22 protein-coding genes are annotated in these 20180 nt (G+C 43.0%); 14 read left to right on the top strand and 8 right to left on the bottom strand.

Going from position 1 to position 20180, the window contains the following annotated elements:
* The first annotated feature begins 19 nt into the window (after nt 1-19).
* Together argJ and Q7U33_RS08705 are read left to right on the top strand one after the other, a co-directional pair.
* On the top strand, nt 20-1246 hold the full coding sequence (gene argJ, locus Q7U33_RS08710; RefSeq protein WP_304859815.1) for a bifunctional glutamate N-acetyltransferase/amino-acid acetyltransferase ArgJ: 1227 nt from the start codon (nt 20-22) through the stop codon (nt 1244-1246).
* A gap of 45 nt (nt 1247-1291) precedes the next feature.
* Nucleotides 1292-2317, top strand: coding sequence for a Nudix family hydrolase (locus tag Q7U33_RS08705; protein WP_304859812.1), 1026 nt, complete (start codon nt 1292-1294; stop codon nt 2315-2317).
* Nucleotides 2318-2323: 6 nt separating this feature from the next.
* Here the strand turns inward: Q7U33_RS08705 and Q7U33_RS08700 are convergent, their stop codons facing one another.
* The 5 genes from Q7U33_RS08700 to Q7U33_RS08680 form a co-directional block, all read right to left on the bottom strand.
* The gene (locus Q7U33_RS08700) at nt 2324-2848 is read right to left on the bottom strand and encodes a copper chaperone PCu(A)C (RefSeq protein WP_304859810.1); all 525 of its coding nucleotides are present in this window, start codon (nt 2846-2848) and stop codon (nt 2324-2326) included.
* Between the two features lie 18 nt (nt 2849-2866).
* Nucleotides 2867-3058 (bottom strand): DNA gyrase inhibitor YacG, encoded by a 192-nt coding sequence (locus tag Q7U33_RS08695; protein WP_304859808.1) that lies wholly within the window; start codon nt 3056-3058, stop codon nt 2867-2869.
* Nucleotides 3059-3136: 78 nt separating this feature from the next.
* Complete coding sequence (gene zapD / locus Q7U33_RS08690) at nt 3137-3895, bottom strand: cell division protein ZapD (protein ID WP_304859806.1); 759 nt, start codon at nt 3893-3895, stop codon at nt 3137-3139.
* Nucleotides 3896-3971: 76 nt separating this feature from the next.
* Complete coding sequence (gene coaE / locus Q7U33_RS08685; RefSeq protein ID WP_304859804.1) at nt 3972-4622, bottom strand: dephospho-CoA kinase; 651 nt, start codon at nt 4620-4622, stop codon at nt 3972-3974.
* The gene (locus Q7U33_RS08680; RefSeq protein WP_304859802.1) at nt 4600-5469 is read right to left on the bottom strand and encodes an A24 family peptidase; all 870 of its coding nucleotides are present in this window, start codon (nt 5467-5469) and stop codon (nt 4600-4602) included. The genes coaE and Q7U33_RS08680 overlap by 23 nt, the downstream gene beginning before the upstream one ends.
* 221 nt (nt 5470-5690) lie before the next feature.
* On the opposite strand from Q7U33_RS08680, the gene Q7U33_RS08675 reads away from it, so the two are divergent.
* Nucleotides 5691-6062: a hypothetical protein gene (locus Q7U33_RS08675; RefSeq protein WP_304859800.1), complete on the top strand. Its 372-nt coding sequence runs from the start codon at nt 5691-5693 to the stop codon at nt 6060-6062.
* Between the two features lie 53 nt (nt 6063-6115).
* Here Q7U33_RS08675 and ispB read toward each other — a convergent pair whose 3' ends face one another.
* The gene (gene ispB, locus Q7U33_RS08670; protein WP_304859798.1) at nt 6116-7084 is read right to left on the bottom strand and encodes an octaprenyl diphosphate synthase; all 969 of its coding nucleotides are present in this window, start codon (nt 7082-7084) and stop codon (nt 6116-6118) included.
* Between the two features lie 385 nt (nt 7085-7469).
* Between ispB and rplU the strand changes: the two genes are divergently transcribed.
* From rplU to Q7U33_RS08640, 6 genes are all read left to right on the top strand, one after another.
* Nucleotides 7470-7784 (top strand): 50S ribosomal protein L21, encoded by a 315-nt coding sequence (gene rplU / locus Q7U33_RS08665; RefSeq protein WP_304859796.1) that lies wholly within the window; start codon nt 7470-7472, stop codon nt 7782-7784.
* Nucleotides 7785-7813: 29 nt separating this feature from the next.
* Nucleotides 7814-8071, top strand: a complete 258-nt coding sequence (rpmA, locus tag Q7U33_RS08660) for a 50S ribosomal protein L27 (protein WP_015831469.1) — start codon at nt 7814-7816, stop codon at nt 8069-8071.
* Nucleotides 8072-8294: 223 nt separating this feature from the next.
* The gene (gene cgtA / locus Q7U33_RS08655; protein WP_304859794.1) at nt 8295-9386 is read left to right on the top strand and encodes an Obg family GTPase CgtA; all 1092 of its coding nucleotides are present in this window, start codon (nt 8295-8297) and stop codon (nt 9384-9386) included.
* Complete coding sequence (gene proB, locus Q7U33_RS08650; RefSeq protein WP_304859792.1) at nt 9373-10530, top strand: glutamate 5-kinase; 1158 nt, start codon at nt 9373-9375, stop codon at nt 10528-10530. The genes cgtA and proB overlap by 14 nt, the downstream gene beginning before the upstream one ends.
* 50 nt (nt 10531-10580) lie before the next feature.
* The gene (gene purE / locus Q7U33_RS08645) at nt 10581-11087 is read left to right on the top strand and encodes a 5-(carboxyamino)imidazole ribonucleotide mutase (protein WP_304859790.1); all 507 of its coding nucleotides are present in this window, start codon (nt 10581-10583) and stop codon (nt 11085-11087) included.
* Complete coding sequence (locus tag Q7U33_RS08640) at nt 11084-12244, top strand: 5-(carboxyamino)imidazole ribonucleotide synthase (RefSeq protein WP_304859788.1); 1161 nt, start codon at nt 11084-11086, stop codon at nt 12242-12244. Before purE ends, Q7U33_RS08640 begins: the two co-directional genes overlap by 4 nt.
* 328 nt (nt 12245-12572) lie before the next feature.
* Here Q7U33_RS08640 and rpsT read toward each other — a convergent pair whose 3' ends face one another.
* Nucleotides 12573-12836: a 30S ribosomal protein S20 gene (rpsT, locus tag Q7U33_RS08635; RefSeq protein WP_015831476.1), complete on the bottom strand. Its 264-nt coding sequence runs from the start codon at nt 12834-12836 to the stop codon at nt 12573-12575.
* Between the two features lie 183 nt (nt 12837-13019).
* On the opposite strand from rpsT, the gene murJ reads away from it, so the two are divergent.
* From murJ to Q7U33_RS08610, 5 genes are all read left to right on the top strand, one after another.
* Entirely contained in the window at nt 13020-14564 is a 1545-nt protein-coding gene (gene murJ / locus Q7U33_RS08630; RefSeq protein WP_304859785.1) for a murein biosynthesis integral membrane protein MurJ, read from the top strand.
* Nucleotides 14564-15484, top strand: coding sequence for a bifunctional riboflavin kinase/FAD synthetase (locus Q7U33_RS08625; RefSeq protein WP_304859783.1), 921 nt, complete (start codon nt 14564-14566; stop codon nt 15482-15484). Before murJ ends, Q7U33_RS08625 begins: the two co-directional genes overlap by 1 nt.
* 89 nt (nt 15485-15573) lie before the next feature.
* Nucleotides 15574-18417: an isoleucine--tRNA ligase gene (ileS, locus tag Q7U33_RS08620; RefSeq protein ID WP_304859781.1), complete on the top strand. Its 2844-nt coding sequence runs from the start codon at nt 15574-15576 to the stop codon at nt 18415-18417.
* Nucleotides 18410-18871, top strand: a complete 462-nt coding sequence (gene lspA / locus Q7U33_RS08615) for a signal peptidase II (RefSeq protein WP_304859779.1) — start codon at nt 18410-18412, stop codon at nt 18869-18871. Before ileS ends, lspA begins: the two co-directional genes overlap by 8 nt.
* A 31-nt stretch (nt 18872-18902) precedes the next feature.
* Nucleotides 18903-19553: a molybdopterin-dependent oxidoreductase gene (locus tag Q7U33_RS08610; RefSeq protein ID WP_304859777.1), complete on the top strand. Its 651-nt coding sequence runs from the start codon at nt 18903-18905 to the stop codon at nt 19551-19553.
* Nucleotides 19554-19594: 41 nt separating this feature from the next.
* Here Q7U33_RS08610 and Q7U33_RS08605 read toward each other — a convergent pair whose 3' ends face one another.
* Nucleotides 19595-20173, bottom strand: a complete 579-nt coding sequence (locus tag Q7U33_RS08605) for a response regulator transcription factor (RefSeq protein ID WP_304859774.1) — start codon at nt 20171-20173, stop codon at nt 19595-19597.
* Nucleotides 20174-20180 lie beyond the last annotated feature (7 nt).

Below are 20180 nucleotides of genomic sequence, written 5' to 3'. Positions count from 1 at the left end.
GAATTGAGTAAGGAATTTTATGCCAGTTAAATTAACTGCCCCCCTAGCTTCATCTTTATTAGCTGTGAAAGGGGTTGAATTAGGCTTTGCAGAAGCACATGTCAGAAAGCCTAATCGTAAAGATGTATTAGTGATTAAACTCGTTGAAGGCGCGCGTGTTGCTGGGGTTTTTACTAAAAACCGTTTCTGTGCAGCACCTGTGGTGTTGTGTAAAGACTTTTTGGCGCAAGAGGCTGGCATTCGTGCTTTACTAGTCAATACTGGCTGTGCCAATGCTGGTACAGGTGAAGACGGTTTAAAGCGTGCGCAGCAGAGTTGCGACGCTTTAGCTAGTTTACTCAACATTAATCCGAATCAAGTGCTGCCATTTTCTACTGGCGTTATTTTAGAGCCCTTGCCTGTTGATAAAATTGTAGCAGGCTTGCCAGCAGCAATTGCAAATTTAAAAGAGGATAACTGGCTGAATGCGGCAGAAGCTATCATGACCACTGATATTGTGGCCAAGGGCACTTCTCGTCGTTTGAGTATTGATGGTAAGCAAATCACGATTACAGGCATGAGCAAGGGCTCTGGCATGATCCACCCTAACATGGCAACCATGCTGGGGTACATTGCAACGGATGCGGCAGTGAGCCAAGCTGCTCTGGAAAGTATGATTCAATATGCAGTCAATAAGTCATTTAACTGTATTACAGTAGATGGTGATACTTCAACCAATGATAGCTTGATTTTTATGGCGACAAATCAAGCTTGCAATGCTGAAGTTAACGAAAATACCGCAAGCTATATTGCGCTACGAGATGCATTCACTGAGGTGGCGATTGAGCTTGCCCAAGCCATTGTGCGCGATGGTGAAGGTGCAACCAAGTTTATGTCTATCGTGGTAGAGCGCGGTCAGAGTGAAGAGGAGTGCCGTAAAGTTGCTTATGCTATTGCGCATTCACCACTGGTGAAAACTGCATTTTTTGCGTCAGACCCTAATTTAGGACGAATTTTGGCTGCGATTGGCTATGCAGGTATTGATGATTTAGATGTGAATACCTTGCAGTTGTATTTGGGTGATGTGCTCGTTGCAGAAAAGGGCGGGAGAGCAGCTTCTTATGTTGAAGAGCAAGGCTCTGCTGTCATGAGTGAATCAGACATTATGGTGCGTGTAGTGCTTAATCGAGGCGATGCGGCCGCTACTGTCTGGACGTGTGATTTCTCTTATGATTACGTGAAAATTAACGCAGATTACCGCTCCTAATATTGTTTAATCAAAATAAAGCGTGAGCCGAAAAGAACATAATTGATGAGCACTCTTAACTTATCCGTCAGTAATTTAGTTGCCAGTGCGTCTGATCTGCGGGTAACTGAAGCTGCCGTTGGTATCATACAGCGTGATAATGGGATGGTGTTGCTGGGTGAGCGTCCAGTTGGTAAGCCATGGGAAGGTTACTGGGAGTTTCCAGGCGGTAAAGTTGAGTCGAGCGAAACCCCAGTGCAAGCATTAAAAAGAGAGTTGCAAGAAGAGTTAGGTATTACAGCCACTCGATTTTATCCTTGGATCACGCGTACTTACGATTATGAAGCCAGGTATGATCAATCTGGCAATATAGTCACGCCAGCTAAAGCCGTGAAATTACATTTTTTTATCGTGGACGAGTGGCAAGGTGACCCAGTTGGATTAGAGGACCAATTGTTGAGTTGGCAAAATCCAGAAAAGCTAACGGTTGGGCCAATGTTGCCAGCCAATACGCCAATTCTTACAGCACTTAGTTTGTCGACGACTTATGCGATTACTAATTTAAAAGAGATGGGCGAAGCGCAGTTTCTTGAGCGCTTAAGAACAGCATTGGAAAATGGACTGATGATGATACAAGTGCGTGAGCCTCATCTTTCTAAGCAGGATTTGATGCTATTCGCGGAGCATGTGATAGCCTTAGCGAAGCCTTTTGAGGCTAAAGTGTTTATCAACTCGGATGTTTCAATGGCCCAGCAACTCAGTGCGACAGGTGTGCATTTGTCTTCAGAAAAGTTAATGCAACTTGATGTAAAGCCTGATGGGTTGTTGGTCGGCGCTTCTTGTCACAACGCTGCAGAGTTGGCGCAGGCAAAAATGCTGGAGCTAGATTACGTGATGTTGTCACCCATCAAGGCTACTATAAGTCATCCTGGTGCAACCCCGCTCGGCTGGGATGCCTTTAACCAACTGATTTATGGATTCTCATTACCAGTTTTCGCGCTTGGCGGGATGTTGCGAGAAGATTTGGATACAGCTAAATTATACGGTGCTCACGGCATTGCCATGCAGCGAGATTTATGGCGCACACTATAGAGGTGGCTAGTGGCTGTGGTGATGCTCGTGATCGCCATAGTTATTTTGGTTGCTGTTGTCTGGGCTTTTAACCGTAGCTTTTACTTTTTGCTTAAATTCAATACCTTTATTGTTTTTGAAAGTCATCTCAAAGTTCACTACTTGTGCATCGATAAGTGGCCTTTTTAAATTAAACATCATGAGGTGGTAGCCGCCTGGTTCAAGTTTGTATGGCTTTCCAGCGTTTAATGGAAGCGAATCTAACATACGCATCTTCATGACATTGTTTTCCATTTTCATGCTGTGTATCTCTACACTGTCGCTCACATCACTTTCAACTTTCACTAGCGTGACGTCATGGGTGCTTGTCATGGTCATGTATCCAGCACTAATATTTTGTCCTGCATTTGTGGCGCGTACCCAAGGGTTATCGAGAGATACAAGCTGTTGTGCCTGAGTGATGCTGCTGGCTATTGTAAGCAAGAGTGCTAGGCTGTAACGTGAGAGGCGGTGTGTATATCGCTGCGTCATGGTCATTTTAATACCAGTCATTTGATTATCGTTAAGCGCTTACTGAGTTAACTCATCAGGTAAGTCGTCATCCTTTGCAGCGGTCGGTATTGCATAATCTTCGTTTGCCCACGCACCTAAATCTATCATTTCACAGCGTTTGCTGCAAAAGGGCCTGAAAGTGTTTAGTGGGGAAAATTCCACTAGTTTTTTGCATGTAGGGCATGCGACAAGACGTTTACTTTGGTTCATGTGTTAATACGCTACTGTTGCTTTATGGTTGAGTAATTATATCTGAAACTAAAGCTTGTGCCAGATGATGGCTAACCCTTATAAATTACATAGTGTTAAAGTAAAATCGATATCTTCCTCATACTTTTGTGGTTTCTGGGTGCAGTCTAAAGTATTGAATCTAATGTTAATAGCATATTTGTTAGCACTGACCTCGGGGAAGCAGTTGAGATTATCAGCTAAATTAATTTTTAACATTTGGGCAGGCTTTACACCGCCTAGCATTTGTTGATAAACACCATTGGTGGCAACCAGCTTGTTCGTGCTGCCACTGCCACGCAAGATGCGTAGAATGATGATAATGGCTTGTTGCATCGGAATCAGCGGTTTAATCCATGTCTCTAAGTCATGCTTGCGACGCTCTGGGCCTAGGCCTAACCAGTAGTGGTATGAGGGAACATCGAACTCACATACACCACCTGGAATGCTTGCTCGTTGTTTAATACTCATTAACCATTCGTTCGCACGTAAAGTTTGGCCGAATTTAGAGGTTTCCGCACGTAGCGCATTTGCTGCAGAATTGATGTCGTCCAGTGTGGATTCTAGTGCTTCAGCTGAAATAATTGGATTGCCAATTAGCATGCGCATTGACGTTTTCTGACGATCAAGTTCTTGGAGTAGGTCGACTTTTAGTTCTGCTCTGTCTACAACATCTAAAATCTGCAATAACGTAAGTAGCGCGCAGTGATGTTGAAACTCATGGTCTGCTGAAAGATTGTGTAAAAGTTTGGCAAACAAATCCTCTACGCGTAGCAGCGTGCGTATGCGTTCATTAAAAGGATAATCATAACTAGGCATGTTTTATCATGTGAGCCAAATGCTTTTTCAGGTTAGGCCGTTGCATTGAATTTAAAGTTGAACTGGATTATCAAATTTATTTGCTAACTATGCAAGTCTTAATGAGTTTTTTATGAAATTCATTAATTTTTTCAGCTAGTTCACTGACTGTGCCGTTGTTGTCTATGATTGTATCGGCGAGATTGCGTCTGTTTTCTCTAGATGTTTGTGCCAGCATCAATTTTTTTACTTCATCAGCACTCAGTTGACTACGAGCCATTGCGCGGTTGATTTGTAAGGATTCGTCACAGTCAATCACTAGGGTTGTATTTGAGATTGATTGGTATCGAGTGCTCTCAAAAAGTAAAGGTACAACCAGTAACTGGTAGGTAGGGTGTAGCTTTTGTTCGTTTTCTTGAAGCATTTGCAGTGCTTTCTGATAAATAGCAGGATGCATTAACTGCTCAAGTTTTAATTTTTCATCGGCATTACTAAAAATGTGAGTGCGTAGCTTGGCACGGTTAAGTGTGCCATCGGCATTTAAAAAGTCTGCGCCAAAAATACGATGGATTTCTTTTAGCACAGGGCTGTCTAAACCAGTGAGTTCATGTGCAATCACATCTGTATCAACCACTGGGATTCCTAAGTTGGCAAATAGTTTAGATGCTTCACTTTTGCCAGAGCCTATCCCACCTGTGAGTGCAACTACGTACATAGGCGTTGAATTATGGCAAATAGAAAGTGGCAAGTGTTTGGCCAAAAAACAAGGCTGCAATCCCGCCTATTGCTAGAAATGGACCAAACGGCATAGGGACTTCCTTGCCGCGTTTGGTCAATACGATTAAAGCAATGCCGATAATAGCGCCTAATGTAGAGGATAGTAGAATTACCGCTGGTAAAAGTTTCCATCCAAACCATGCGCCAATGGCTGCTAATAGCTTGAAGTCACCGTACCCCATCCCTTCTTTGCCTCTAATAATCTTAAATAACCAATACACAGACCATAAAATAAGATAACCAGCCATTGCGCCAATCACCGCTGATTTTAAATCGGTAAATCCAAAGTTTAAGTTAAATAACAACCCAAGCCATAGAAGTGGCAGTGTAATATCGTCAGGGAGTAATTGTGTGTCGAAGTCGATAAAAGTAAGTGCGATTAGTGCAAATGCGAACACCCATGCCATAAGCGTAGTAACGGAGTATCCAAATTTCCAGCTGATTAAACCAATTAAAATGCCAGTAAGTGTTTCAATTAGTGGGTATCTCATGCTGATTGAAGCTTTACATTCTTTACAGCGACCTCTAAGTGCTAGATAGCTAAGAATTGGAATGTTTTCCCATGCTGATATTTTGTGGCCGCAGTGTGGGCAGGCAGAGCGAGGCTTAGATAAACTATATTTAGTGTTGGTTGGAATTTCCTTGCCTTGAAGCTCTAGGCAGTTGTTGTGCCATTCTTGCTCCATTATTTTAGGGAGTCGGTAGATGACTACATTTAAGAAGCTGCCTACCATGAGGCCGAATAAAGTAGATAGTGCGATAAATAAGGTATTGTTTTGTTGAAGGATATCGGATATTTCATTCAATGCAGATAGCATGGCAATCCTTTTGTTAGGGCTTATTGTTAATGTCTCTTTAAGATAAAACTATAACGTGCCGTTAAGTAACTGTAAACTTAATGCCGTATTCTAACGTTAAGTGTTTATGAGTATCATGAATTTAGTTTGAGTCTTGGGCTTGAAATTTAGGTAATGCATCACAAATATAGACTTAGCAATTGATATTATAATAGCGCCGCAACTAGTATTAAGGACACAATATGACAGAGACTAATCATCAACAGAACGCAACCGAGCTTGCTCAGGCTGAGTTACATCACCCAGAGTGGGATGAGCCTATTATTTGCCGTGTTGAGGTTGACTTGCCAAGCTGGTTGTCGCAATTGGCGGGTGGTAAGGATTGGGAGGTCTATTCTGAGGCGGAGGAGGAAAACTGCATCAGTTTTGCAATGCGTGAAATTGCAGTTAAAACACCAAAGCTAGCGGAAGTTACTTTGTATCACAATGGGTATGCTGTTGTTGATGTTGAAGGTAAGTCTTTGTTTGATGGCTCTTTAACCGCAGGTACAAGCGATTGCGCGCATTTGACTTATTACCATGCAGATAGTGGTGAGAAAATTATCTTAAACTAGTTGGTCTGTTTAATTAACCTGTTTTTAAAATCAAGGTTAATTAAACGGTGTGACTAAAAATTTCTTTTTACTGCAAAGTCTGCAAGTTCGATTAATGCCTGTTTGAACTTAGAGTCGGGAAAGTGAGCAATCGCTGCGCAGCATTGTGCAGACTCAACTTCTGCAATTTTCCTCACATGGTCTAGTGCGCCTGAATTTTTCACTATTTCAATGACTTGAGGTAAGTGTTCGAGTCCGCCTTGTTCAATCGCATTACGAATCAGTGCGCTTTGTTCTGTATTGCTGTTGCGCATTGCGTATAACAGTGGCAGTGTAGGTTTCCCCTCGGCAAGGTCGTCCCCTAGGTTTTTGCCAATATCTTCGCTGTTGCCGCTTAAGTCAAGAATGTCATCTATTAACTGAAAGGCAGTGCCTAGGTGCATGCCGTAAGCGGTGAGTGCGGCTTCGTCTTTTTCGCTGGCTTGGCTGATAATGGCGCCAAGTCTTGTTGCTGCTTCAAAAAGTTTGGCGGTTTTATAATGAATCACTTGTAAGTAAGCTTCATCAGAAATATCTGCATTATTCACGTTGAGCAGTTGCAGTACCTCGCCTTCAGCAATCACGTTGGTTGCGTTGCTTAATACTTCCATTACACGCATGTTTTGCACTGAAACCATCATTTGAAATGCTCGGGAGTACACAAAGTCACCGACTAGCACGCTTGCAGCGTTTCCAAATAGTGCATTAGCTGTGCTTTGACCTCTACGTTTTGATGATTCATCAACGACATCATCATGTAGCAGTGTAGCGGTATGAATAAATTCAACGACTGCGGCTAATTGATGGTGATGTGCCTGAATTTTGCCAAATAATCCTGCGGACAGCAGCACTAACATGGGGCGCAGTCTTTTTCCGCCGCTGTTGATGATGTACTCAGCTACCTGGTTAACCAGCGTAACTTCGGAATGTAGTGATTGGCGGATAGTCTTATCGACCATACGCATATCGTTATCTATGCAAGATTGAATGATACTTGGAGTCACATTAATATAACCTATAAAATGAAATTGGATTTTATCACAGCCTATTTAAATCCAAGATTTTCCATGACATGGTTTTTTAGGCTTGTTCATCATATATAATAGTATCTTTGGTTTTAAACTGTTGCCGACTTTACCTGGGTTAAAGCTGTTGAGGTTAGTGCTGACGCAACTCGATCTGTTGTTAGCGTTTTGATGACGCTTTCGGTTGGAACGCGGCCAAATATGTAGCTGCGCATTACTAGTTTAGTACGAATAAATTGACGGCAATTTTCCTAATAAAATTTAATCTAACATTTTTATTGATTTGATTAGATTAAGGTTTGCTTTACAGGATAAATTGCGTATAATGCGCGATTCTTTTGAAGTATGAGTTAAAGGCATAATCATGTATGCAGTGATCAAAACTGGTGGTAAACAATATCGCGTAATTCAAGGCGAAAGATTAAAAGTTGAGAAGCTAGAAGTTGAAGTTGGCGGCACAGTGACGCTAGATCAAATTCTTATGGTTTCTGACGGTGATAACACAACAATTGGTTCGCCAATTATTAAAGGTGCTACTGTTAAAGCAACGGTTCTTTCACACGGCCGTGGCGACAAGGTAATGATTTTTAAATTCCGCCGTCGTAAGCACTACCGTAAAACACAAGGCCATCGCCAAAGTTTTACAGAAATTAAAATTGAAGCAATTGCTGCTAAATAAGCAGTTATCGTTAAGTTAAGGATTAAATCATGGCACACAAAAAAGCAGGCGGTAGTTCACGTAACGGTCGCGACTCACAAGCCCAACGTTTAGGCGTTAAAGCATTCGGTGAGCAATTTGTTTCAGCTGGTAGCATTATCGTGCGTCAACGTGGTACTAGAATGCACGCTGGTGAAAACGTAGGTATGGGTAAAGATCATACTTTGTACGCTAAAGCAGACGGTAAAGTGAGCTTTACAATTAAAGGTGCATTAAAACGTAAAACTGTGAATATTATTCCAGCTTAGTTTTTTTACGCTAATTTAAGAAGCCCTGTCGTTTGATAGGGCTTTTTTATTTGGTTCGCGCTGGCAGAACGTTTTATCAATTCATGCGTTCTTGCTAGTTTTGTGTTGGGTTGAGATTTTTTGTGGATTTGTCATCCTCTGATCGATTACTTTTCATAAAAATCTCCTACAAAACAGAATCCTGCGCGATAATTACATGAACTGATAAGATACTCTGGGTATTATGAAATTTATTGACGAAGCAACTATTAAAATTTATGCGGGTGACGGCGGTAACGGCGTAGCTACGTTTCGTCGTGAAAAATACGAGCCTATGGGTGGGCCAAGCGGCGGAGATGGTGGTCGCGGTGGTTCTATCATTATTGAGGCTGACCGCAACATCAATACTTTGGTTGATTATCGTTATACGCGCAGCTTTAGAGCGCAACGCGGAGAAAATGGCCGTAGTGCTGAGTGTTATGGCGCTAAAGGCGAAGATATGATTTTACGTGTGCCAGTAGGTACGGTGATTTCAGATAAGTCTAGCGAACAAATGTTAGTGGATTTAAGTGAGCATGGGCAACGTGCACAAATGGCCACAGGCGGTAAGGGTGGCTTGGGCAATGTGCACTTTAAGTCTAGTTTGAATCGTGCACCGCGTCAGTGTACTAAAGGCGATCCAGGTGAAGAGTTTGAGCTTTATCTAGAGCTTAAAGTGCTAGCCGACGTTGGCTTGCTGGGTATGCCTAATGCTGGTAAGTCTACGTTTATTCGTTCTGTTTCTGCGGCTAAACCTAAAGTGGCAGATTATCCATTTACGACATTACATCCTAATTTAGGCGTGGTGCGTGTAGATGCTGAACGCAGTTTTGTGATTGCTGATATTCCAGGCATTATTGAAGGCGCAGCAGAAGGTGCTGGTTTAGGTCATCAGTTCTTACGTCATTTGCAGCGCACTTCATTATTGCTGCATCTAGTTGATATTGCCCCATTTGATGAGGCTGTTGATCCAGTTCATGAAGCAAAAGCGATTGTGGAAGAGCTTAGAAAGTATGACGAGGCGCTTTATAATAAACCGCGCTGGTTAGTATTAAATAAGATTGATATGTTGCCAGACGCTAAACAAGTTGTAGAAGACTTTGTGAAGGCTTATGGATGGGATGGTCGTGTATTTGCTATTTCTGCAATCAGTGGCATTGGTTGCAAGGAGCTTACCTACGCCATCATGCAGCATATCGAAGACAATAAAAAACATGATGAAGAGGTGATTGAGCCTAATCGTAATGTTGCAGAAAATGTGAGTAACGATAAAGAAGCTGGGAATGAAGTCGCCTGAATTTAACTCTCTGGTATCGGATGCAAAAGTCATTGTTGTAAAGGTAGGTTCAAGCCTCGTTACGAATAATGGTGATGGTTTAGATCGTATTGCAATTGCAGAGTGGGCATCGCAAATTGCTACGCTGGTGCAACAGGGTAAACAGGTGGTGTTGGTTTCAAGCGGGGCTGTGGCTGAGGGAATGCAACGGCTAGGTTGGAAAAAACGACCGGTTGCTGTGAATGAGTTACAAGCCGCGGCTGCTGTGGGGCAAATGGGGCTGGTGCAAATGTATGAAAGTTGCTTTAGCCGGCATCAACTCCATACAGCACAAGTGTTGCTTACACATGATGATTTGGCTGATAGAAAAAGGTACCTAAATGCGCGCACCACGTTGCGTACCTTGCTAGATTTAAAAGTGATTCCAATTATTAATGAGAATGACACTGTTGTAACAGATGAAATCCGCTTTGGCGATAACGATACTTTGGGTTCGTTGGTGGCTAATTTAATCGAGGCGGATGTCTTGGTGATTTTAACTGATCAACAAGGCTTGTATTCGGCTGACCCACGTAAAGATCCAAATGCCCAATTCGTTCAACATGCAACCGCTGGCGATTTAGCTTTAGAGCAGATGGCGGGTGGGGCAGGTAGTAGTGTTGGTACTGGTGGTATGTTAACCAAAATTCTTGCAGCAAAGCGTGCAGCACGTAGTGGAGCACATACTGTGATTGCTTCAGGGCGTGAAAGTAATGTATTAGTACGCCTCAGTACTGGTGAAGCAATTGGTACGCACCTTGAAGCTACGCAAATGAAAATAGCGGCACGTAAGCAGTGGCTTGCTGACCATTTACGCACAACTGGCAAAGTGGTGTTGGATGCTGGCGCAGTGCGTGTGTTGGTGGCTGAGGGTAAGAGCTTGTTACCTATTGGCGTGACTGCCGTTGAGGGCTACTTTGAGCGTGGTGACGTTGTTGCGTGTGTTGATACTGATGGTAATGAGGTTGCGCGTGGCTTAGTGAACTATTCTGCGAGTGAAACTGCCAGAGTGATGCGTAAGCCCAGTCAACAGATTGAATCAATATTAGGTTATGTGGATGAGTCTGAGTTGATTCATCGCGATAACCTTGTGTTGTTAAGGCAGGCTGAGGCAGTTGTAAAATAAATCGTAAGTTTTAATTGAGACTTTAGTTTTAATACAGATTACATAAAGGAATGCATGTGGCAAATAATCAACCATTGGTAGCCATTATTATGGGTTCAGATAGTGACTGGCCAGTAATGAAAAATGCAGCACAAATGCTTGCCGATTTTGGGGTGGCTTACGAAGCGAAAGTGGTTTCTGCGCATCGTACACCTGACTTGATGTTTGAGTTTGCAGAAACTGCGGCAAGCAAAGGCATTCAAGTAATTATTGCTGGGGCTGGAGGTGCTGCACACTTGCCTGGAATGGTGGCTGCTAAAACAACTTTGCCCGTTTTAGGTGTGCCTGTGCCATCTAAGCATTTGCAAGGCCAAGATTCATTGTTGTCTATAGTGCAGATGCCAAAGGGTATTCCAGTGGCGACTTTTGCTATTGGCGATGCGGGTGCTGCTAACGCGGGTTTATTTGCCGTTTCTATACTGGCGAATCAAGATGCTACGCTGGTTAATAAACTGGCAGAATTTCGTACTAAACAAACAGAAAAAGTATTTAACATGGAGTTAAGCGACAAACCATGAGTCAATCTACCATGATTCTTCCGCCAGCGATGCTGGGTATGTTGGGCGGCGGCCAATTAGGCCGTTTTTTTGTGATTGCAGCGCATGAAATGGGCTATAAAGTTACAGTATTAGACCCAGATGAAAATAGTCCTGCTGGTCAAATCGCAGATGTGCATATTTGCGCTAAATATGATGATGAAGCTGCTCTGGCACAAATGGCGGAAACTTGCCAAGCAATCACAACCGAGTTTGAAAATGTGCCTGCTACTACATTGAGTACTTTGGCGAAGTCTGTGCCTGTTCTCCCATCTGCTGAAGCAGTCGCTATTGCACAGCACCGCGTAAGTGAAAAGAATTTTATTAAAAATGCAGGGTTGCCAGTTGCACCTTACGCGGTCATTAATGCTGAGTCAGATTTGCCTGCAGATGATAGTGAAATTTATCCTGCCATACTTAAGGTAGCAAGATTTGGTTACGATGGTAAAGGCCAAGCGCGTGTTGCTAACTTGAGCGAGGCAAAAGCAGCTTTTTCAGCGTTCTCGCAAGAAGAATGCGTGTTGGAAAAAATGCTGAAATTAGATTACGAAGTTTCTGTAGTGCTAGCTCGTGATGCAAATGGGCATGTGGCAACTTTTCCTACCGCAGAAAATAGTCATCTGAATGGTATTTTGGACATATCAATTGTGCCAGCTCGAGGTAGTGATGCTGTTAATCATCAAGCGCAAAAGCTTGCTATTAGCGTCGCAGAAAAATTGCAGTACACTGGCGTTTTAGGTGTGGAGTTTTTTGTGTGTGATGGTGAATTGCTCGTTAATGAGATAGCACCTAGACCGCATAACTCAGGCCACTATACGCTAGATGCGTGTATTACTAACCAGTTTGAGCAACAAGTGCGCGTGATGACGGGTCTTCCCTTAGGCAGTAGTCGTCAGCATAGCCCTGCGGTAATGGTGAATTTGTTGGGTGATATTTGGCCAGAAGATAAAGTGACAGGACAAGCAGAGCCTGCTTGGCAAGCAGCCTTTGCTATGCCAACATTGAAGATGCACCTTTACGGTAAAAACGAAGCGCGTGCTGGTAGAAAAATGGGGCATTTTACTGTGTTGAATACAAGTCGTGATGACGCCATTAAGTTGGCTCTGCAAGTGCGATCTGAGTTAAATATAGGTAATTAATTTTATTGCAGGCTTAATTCTAATGAATGGCACTGATTTTTGAAATCAGTGCCATTTTTTATGGATATGTGGTGAACAATATTGCTTAATTAATTTTCACCAAGAGGGTTAACTTGAACAGTTTGTGAGTGATTTCTCTTTTTAAGTTGTTTGGGTGTTATCGGTTAATCTATTACAATTAGACGCAAATATGCTGTTAACACCTTTTTAGGTGGAATTATTGCTGTTGTAACAGAAAATACAAAGCTCAAATAGAAAAGCCGAACATTTGTTCGGCTTTTCTATTAATTTAATCACTACTTAAGTGAGTTAACACTTAAGCGTTTAATTATGCCATTGCTTTAATTGCAGCGTTTAAGCGGCTTTTATGACGTGAGGCTTTGTTTTTGTGAATGATGTTTTTGTCCGCAATGCGGTCAATGACGCTTACATTCTCGCTGTATGCAGCAGTAGCAGCGGCTTTGTCGCCAGCTTCTACAGCTTTAATGATTTTTTTAATTGCTGTGCGCAAAGTAGAACGCAAGCTTGCATTGTGAGCACGTTGCTTAACTGCTTGACGAGCACGTTTTCTTGCTTGTGCGGTATTTGCCATCTGTTTTTCCTAAAAAGCTATTCAAAATTCGAAGCCCATAATCATAGCTATTTTATAAATATATTGCAAGTTAAAATGTTGCAAATATGTTTGTAAATAATACCTAGTGACTATTGGCGTGTTAAAATTACGCAATATGTTGTTAATACTAAACTTTTCACCTCTACATTATAACGATAAAGCATGAATTTACTCAACGCGCTGGCTAAAGTCGGCAGCATGACTTTTGTTTCGCGTATTTTAGGATTTGTCCGCGATACGCTTATTGCGCGTGTATTTGGTGCTGGCATGTTGAGTGACGCCTTTATTGTTGCGTTTAAAATCCCAAATTTATTACGAAGAATATCCGCTGAAGGCGCATTCAGCCAGGCGTTTGTGCCTATTTTATCCGAATACAAAAGTCAACGCGGCTTTGATGAAACGCATCATCTTGTTAGTCGGGTGGCAACTTGGTTAGGGTTGATTCTAGTGGTGGTCACCATTCTTGGGATGTTGGCGGCACCTTGGATTGTGAGTTTAGTTGCGCCTGGTTTTAGAGGTGATGCGGAAAAAATGCAACTGACCACTGAATTGTTGCGTATTACTTTCCCATATATTTTCTTTATATCGTTAGTATCCATGGCTGGCGGTGTATTGAACACCTATAATAAATTTGGCATTCCAGCGTTTACCCCAGTATGGCTTAACGTTTCTATGATTGTTGCCATATTGTTCGTTGCGCCTTATTTTGAAGCGCCAATTAAAGTGTTGGCGTGGGCAGTGTTTATTGGGGGCGCTTTGCAGTTGGCGTTTCAAATTCCATTTTTAAGGCAGATTGGGTTGTTGCCTAAGTTTGATTTTAAGTCAGATGACGAAGGTGTTTGGCGCATACTGAAGTTAATGGGGCCTGCCGTGCTTGGGGTGTCTGTGGCGCAGATTTCACTGATTCTTAATACGATATTCGCCTCATTTTTAGATACTGGTAGTGTTAGTTGGCTCTATTATGCAGACCGCTTGATGGAGTTCCCTACAGGTGTGTTGGGTGTTGCGCTAGGTACGATATTGTTGCCTAGTTTATCTAAAGCTTATGCGGGTAAGGATGATGGTGAGTATTCCCAATTGCTAGACTGGGGGTTAAGGCTAACCTTTATTTTGGCGGCGCCCGCCGCAGTTGCACTTGCTGTGCTAGCAACGCCTTTGGTTGCTACCTTGTTTAATTACGGTAAGTTCACACCACTAGATGTTTTAATGACTCAGCAGGCTTTGATTGCCTATAGTGTGGGCTTGCTAGGCTTGATTTTGGTTAAGATTTTGGCACCAGGCTTCTATGCGCGGCAAAATATTAAAACGCCAGTCAAAATAGCGGTATTCACTTTGGTGATGACACAGGTGATGAATCTGTTTTTTGTTTTTGTGCTGGATATGCAACATGTTGGGTTAGCGTTGGCAATTGGGGTGGCCGCATGTCTTAATGCTGCTTTGTTATATCACCATTTGCGCAAGGCGCAGATATTTCATCCACAATCAGGTTGGTTGTTGTTTTTGTTTAAATTATTGATAGCTTTAAGTGTGATGGGTGTGGTGTTATTTTTTGCGATGGGTAATACGGCTCTATGGTTAGATTTTGGTTTAATGCAGCGCTTGAGTTATCTTAGTGGTTTAGTGGTGTTAGGCGCAGTGAGTTATTTTGCGATGCTCTTGTTGCTAGGTTTTAGGCCTAAGGATTATATGCGTAGGGTGAATCGATAGTGCAGGTTTTTAGACATATACCAGCTACGCTGCAACAACCATGTGCATTAGCAATAGGTAACTTTGATGGCATGCATTTGGGGCATCAGACATTATTGGCACAACTTAAGCAGACAGCACAAAATTGTAACTTAGAAGCAGCGGTGATGACTTTTGAGCCTCACCCACGAGAGTTTTTTTCACCAGAAAGTGCGCCAGCTAGGCTTTGTTCTTTGCGAGAAAAGCTAGAGTACTTTGCACAGGCTGATGTTGAACGGGTATATATCTGTCGATTTAACCAGCGTTTTGCGACGGTAACGGCTGAGGCTTTTATGCGCGATATGTTACGTCATTCCATTAATGCTCAAGCAATTTTGGTGGGTGAAGATTTTCGCTTTGGGGAGAAACGTGCTGGTTCTGTGCGTGATTTTATTGCAGAAGGCTTTAACCTTGTGAGTTTGCCGCAGGTGAGTTTGGCCGATGTTCGGGTGTCTAGCACGCGTGTGCGCACCGCACTGGCTGATGGACGCTTGGATGAGGCGGCACAGCTGTTAGGTCGAGGTTATAGCATTAGTGGCAAGGTCGTGCATGGTGCAAAGCGTGGTAGGCAGCTTGGCTTTCCAACGGCGAATGTTCTTATGCGTCACGAACGACCTGCGTTAAAAGGGGTATATGCGGTAAAATTAGATGGTTTGAATGCTGTTGCGAATTTAGGGGTGCGACCAACGATTGCTGGCGTGCCTAAGCTATCGTTGGAAGTGCATGTGCTTGATTTTAATCAGGACTTGTATGGCAAGCATGTGCATGTGGAGTTTTTGCATAAAATACGTGATGAAATGAAGTTTGAAAGCTTGGATGCGTTGAAAGCGCAAATTGCAAATGATGTAAAATTGGCAAGAATTTTTTTTGGAGCTGGTATTCCAGCTTCACGGCCAACGTAACCAGTTACTATTAGCTGAATAGTAAATCACTAAATAGTAGATCACTGGATAGGCCGAAATAATCAAAATGAAATGTGTTGAGATTTTAAATGACTGAAGATAATAAAGAGCAAAGTAAGTATCAATTAAATCTACCTGAGACTACCTTCCCGATGCGTGGTGACTTGGCGAAGCGTGAGCCTGCATGGTTGAAGGCATGGCAGGATAAAAAGCTCTATGAGAGCATCCGTAAGGCACGCAAAGGTGCGAAAAAATTCATACTGCATGATGGCCCTCCTTATGCCAATGGCGATATTCACATTGGCCATGCTGTTAATAAAATCTTAAAAGACATTATTGTTAAATCTAAAACGTTTTCAGGCTTTGATGCACCATACGTGCCAGGCTGGGATTGCCACGGTTTGCCGATTGAGTTGGTAGTTGAAAAAAATCACGGTAAAAATATAGATCCTGCTAAATTTCGTGAACTGTGTCGTGCGTATGCCGCTGAGCAGGTAGAAAAGCAAAAGAAAGATTTTATCCGCTTAGGTGTGCAGGCCGATTGGGATAATCCTTATTTAACGATGGATTACCAAACTGAAGCTGACATTATGCGTGCTTTGGGTGATATTTATAAAAATGGATATCTATATCAGGGCAGTAAGCCTGTACATTGGTGTGTGGATTGCGGCTCGGCCTTGGCTGAAGCTGAGGTTGAGTATGAAGATGTGAACTCACCAGCGATTGATGTGGGTTTTAAAGTGGTTAGTAAATTAGCTTTCGATAGGTATTTTGAGGGCGATGTTTATGCTGTAATCTGGACAACCACGCCATGGACTTTGCCTGCTAATCAGGCTGTTAGTGTTAACGCTGAACTTAATTATGTTTTTATTAGGATTGACAAAGGTATTTACGCAAATAAGGTATTTATCGTTTGTGAAGATTTAATGGATAGTTTTCTTGTTCGACTTGGAAAAGCGTCTGGTGAAGACCTGTTTAACTTCGGTTACACAATCCAGCATGTCGAAGCAGGTGTTAATCTTAAAGGTGTTGTACTTCAACATCCGTTCGATAGTCGCCAAGTTCCAATTATCACTGGTGACCATGTAACAATTGATGCTGGTACTGGCTTAGTTCATACCGCCGCTGCACATGGTAATGATGACTGGTTGGTCATGCGTGCTAACTTCCCAGAACAAAAACCAAGAGTGTTAATGGGTGGCGATGGTAAGTTTTTTGCGAGTGAATTGGTTGAGTTTGAGGCAATTCGTGGGTTGACCAGACAGGATGCTAACAAAGTAATTTTGGCAAAAATGCAGGAGAGTGGCCACTTACTTGCGAGCGCGCGTTTAAACCATAGCTTCCCACATTGCTGGCGTCATAAAACACCATTAATGCAATTGGCAACACACCAATGGTTTATTGGGATGAATGCACAGGACATCAATGGTAAAGCGTTGCGTGAGCATGCCAATAAAGCCGTGGATGAGACTGAGTTTTTCCCAAGTTGGGGTCGTGCTCGTTTAGAAGCCATGATTAAAAATCGTCCTGACTGGTGTGTTTCACGTCAGCGTAACTGGGGTGTGCCGATGCCATTGTTCGTGCATAAGGAAACAGGCGAGCCGCATCCAAAAACATCGGAGCTGTTAGAGCAGGCAGCCTTACTGACAGAAAAAACGGGTGTAGAGGCTTGGTTTAGTTTGGATGGTGCGGCTTTCTTGGCACAGCATGCGCCTGAGAGCGCTGAGCAGTATAAGAAGGTAACAGACACCTTGGATGTATGGTTTGACTCTGGTAGCACACATGCTGCGGTGCTTAAGCGCCGTCCTGAGTTGGCTTTCCCTGCTGATTTGTATTTAGAAGGTTCAGACCAGCATCGAGGCTGGTTCCAATCTAGCTTACTAACAGGGTGTGCAATTGATGGCCATGCGCCTTATAAAGCATTGTTAACCCATGGTTTTGTGGTGGATGGTAGCGGTCACAAAATGAGTAAGTCTAAAGGTAATGTCGTTGCGCCACAAAAAGTGATGGATACTTATGGCGCTGATATTTTACGTTTATGGGTTGCTTCGACTGACTATTCAGGTGAGCTCACCATTTCAGATGAAATCTTAAAACGTGTTGCGGAAAGTTATCGACGTATTCGTAACACCTTACGTTTCTTATTAGCGAACTTGGCTGACTTTGATGCCTCTAAAGATTTATTGCCTGTCAATGAATGGTTAGAAATAGACCGTTATGCCTTACATTTAACAGACAAGCTGCAAACAGAGATTTTGGCCGACTATGATCGCTATGAGTTCCACTTAGCGGTACAGAAGTTTGTTGGTTTCTGTTCTGAAGACTTGGGCGGATTCTACTTAGATATTCTTAAAGACCGCTTGTATACCACGGGTGAGGCGTCACACGCACGTCGTGTTGCACAAAGTACTTTGCATCATATTACCCATACCATGATGCGTTTAATGGCGCCCATTTTAAGCTTCACTGCTAATGAAATTTGGGAAACGCTAGGCCTTGATGCAGATAAAACGGTATTTGAAGAGCTTTGGTATAGTTTGCCAGCACATGGTTTGAGTGATGTAGATATTCAATCTTGGCAAACCGTGCTTGAAGTCCGCGCCTTGGCAAATAAAGCAATAGAAGAAAAACGTGCTGCTGGACTGGTTGGTTCATCCTTGCAGTCAGAGTTAGACATTTATGCAGATGGTGCAACTTTTGAGGCATTAAACCGACTTAATGATGACTTACGTTTTGTGTTGATTACGTCACGCGCTACCTTGCATCAGCGTGCTGGTGCATTAGAAGTGCAAGTGGCACCAAGTGCACATACTAAATGTGACCGTTGCTGGCATTACCGCGCAGACGTGGGTGCTGATGCGGCACATCCACACATTTGCGGGCGTTGTGTCAGCAATTTGTTTGGTAAAGGTGAGGCACGCTCACATGCGTAAATGGTTTGTGATCAGTGCCATTGTGGCCGCGCTAGATTTGTACACTAAGCATTTGATTCAAAATGCTTTCGTGTACGGTGAGCATTTAACAATCACTCGCTTTTTTGATTTAGTGCGTTTTCATAATGAAGGTGCTGCATTTAGCTTTTTAGCGGATGCTGGCGGTTGGCAAAAATGGTTTTTTACGGCAGTCACCACGATTGCGGTCATTGTGATTAGTTATCTGATTAAAAAACACCATCATGAAAAACTATTTAGCTTAGGTTTAGCCTTAGTGCTAGGTGGTGCAATTGGTAATTTGTATGATCGGCTGAGCTTGGGTTATGTGGTGGACTTTTTATTCTTTCACATTGACCAACTCTATTGGCCAGCATTTAATGTGGCCGATAGCGCAATCTGTGTTGGTGTTGGATTGTTGCTTGTTGATAGTTTTAAGAAGTCGAAAGTATCGTAAGTCTTTAGGGGTTCATTTTTAGAAGTTAATTTTGGAATCACTTATGCCAGACTGGAAGAAGCTCATAGAGGGAAAAATTGCATTAGCAAAACGTGGCACAAAGCCAGGTAAAACTAATGCAAATATGCGTATTCCTGCTGGGCAAACAGAGGTTAAGAACTTTCCGACCTTGGATTTAGGCATTCGCCCTGATGTGACGACAGAAAATTGGAGTCTCCGTATTTATGGTTTAGTGGAGAAAGAGCTTAAAATAAATTGGGCTCAATTTCAGGCAATGACACAAGTCACTGAGGTTTCAGATTTTCACTGTGTTACACGCTGGAGCCAACTGGACATGGATTGGCAGGGCGTGCCAGCACGTGAGCTTATTGCTATGGCTGAGCCACAGCAAACCGCAAAGTATGTTACCTTGCATGGCTATGATGGCTACACCACTAATTTACCCTTAGATGCGTTGTTGGATGATGACGTGATCATTGCACACAGTGTGTTAGGCGCACCCTTAACGTCAGCACATGGCGGGCCTGTTCGCATCATTGTGCCTAAGCGTTACGCATGGAAAGGTGCTAAATGGCTGAAAGCAATTGAATTACATGAGCATGATCGCCCTGGCTTTTGGGAGGTGCGTGGCTATCACAACGAAGCAGACCCGTGGAAAGAGGAGCGGTTTAGCGACGATTAGGTCAATAGACATTTATAGTCTTTAGTGCCGAGTTATAGGCATTAAATGATGATTGGATTGATGCTAGGTTTTTTACCTAATTTTCTTTGTAGCGTGCGTCTGTGCATGTTAAGGCTACGTGCTGTGGCCGAGATGTTGCCATCATTCTCCACTAATACGCGTTGAATATGCTCCCACTCTAAACGATCTACTGATAATGGATTGTGGGATAGCTCAATCTCTTCATTGCCAGATTGTTTGGCAAATGCAGCAACAATTTCATCCGCATCCACAGGTTTTGCCAAGTAGTGAGTTGCCCCCAACTTAATGGCTTCAATTGCGGTAGCGATGCTGGCATAGCCCGTTAGTATCACAATTTTGGTGCCAGCTTGTAAGCTTGCGAGCTGCCTGACTAATACTAAGCCTGAATTGCCCGACATTTTGAGGTCAACTACTGCAAACTCTGGTGGGTCTGACTGAGCAAGCTCAATGGCGGCTTCTGCACTATTGGCAAGTGTGACTAGAAAACCACGTTTACGCATTGCGGCTGCAAGTGCATTTAAAAAAGCTTCATCATCATCAACGAGTAATAGCGTGGGATGCTCATCGCTATTTTTGATGTCTGTGTTGTAATCACTCATTGTTGCA

Source organism: Methylotenera sp. (genome assembly GCF_030653755.1).
Classification (GTDB): Bacteria; Pseudomonadota; Gammaproteobacteria; order Burkholderiales; family Methylophilaceae; genus Methylotenera.
This window is presented reverse-complemented; position numbering and strand designations above follow the sequence as displayed.

Coding starts and splice junctions, on each gene's coding strand:
- argJ (WP_304859815.1), top strand. CDS start 20: ATGCCAGTTAAATTAACTGCCCCCCTAGCTTCATCTTTATTAGCTGTG.
- Q7U33_RS08705 (WP_304859812.1), top strand. CDS start 1,292: ATGAGCACTCTTAACTTATCCGTCAGTAATTTAGTTGCCAGTGCGTCT.
- Q7U33_RS08700 (WP_304859810.1), bottom strand. CDS start 2,848: ATGACTGGTATTAAAATGACCATGACGCAGCGATATACACACCGCCTC.
- Q7U33_RS08695 (WP_304859808.1), bottom strand. CDS start 3,058: ATGAACCAAAGTAAACGTCTTGTCGCATGCCCTACATGCAAAAAACTA.
- zapD (WP_304859806.1), bottom strand. CDS start 3,895: ATGCCTAGTTATGATTATCCTTTTAATGAACGCATACGCACGCTGCTA.
- Q7U33_RS08680 (WP_304859802.1), bottom strand. CDS start 5,469: ATGCTATCTGCATTGAATGAAATATCCGATATCCTTCAACAAAACAAT.
- Q7U33_RS08675 (WP_304859800.1), top strand. CDS start 5,691: ATGACAGAGACTAATCATCAACAGAACGCAACCGAGCTTGCTCAGGCT.
- rplU (WP_304859796.1), top strand. CDS start 7,470: ATGTATGCAGTGATCAAAACTGGTGGTAAACAATATCGCGTAATTCAA.
- rpmA (WP_015831469.1), top strand. CDS start 7,814: ATGGCACACAAAAAAGCAGGCGGTAGTTCACGTAACGGTCGCGACTCA.
- cgtA (WP_304859794.1), top strand. CDS start 8,295: ATGAAATTTATTGACGAAGCAACTATTAAAATTTATGCGGGTGACGGC.
- proB (WP_304859792.1), top strand. CDS start 9,373: ATGAAGTCGCCTGAATTTAACTCTCTGGTATCGGATGCAAAAGTCATT.
- purE (WP_304859790.1), top strand. CDS start 10,581: ATGCATGTGGCAAATAATCAACCATTGGTAGCCATTATTATGGGTTCA.
- Q7U33_RS08640 (WP_304859788.1), top strand. CDS start 11,084: ATGAGTCAATCTACCATGATTCTTCCGCCAGCGATGCTGGGTATGTTG.
- rpsT (WP_015831476.1), bottom strand. CDS start 12,836: ATGGCAAATACCGCACAAGCAAGAAAACGTGCTCGTCAAGCAGTTAAG.
- murJ (WP_304859785.1), top strand. CDS start 13,020: ATGAATTTACTCAACGCGCTGGCTAAAGTCGGCAGCATGACTTTTGTT.
- ileS (WP_304859781.1), top strand. CDS start 15,574: ATGACTGAAGATAATAAAGAGCAAAGTAAGTATCAATTAAATCTACCT.
- lspA (WP_304859779.1), top strand. CDS start 18,410: ATGCGTAAATGGTTTGTGATCAGTGCCATTGTGGCCGCGCTAGATTTG.
- Q7U33_RS08605 (WP_304859774.1), bottom strand. CDS start 20,173: ATGAGTGATTACAACACAGACATCAAAAATAGCGATGAGCATCCCACG.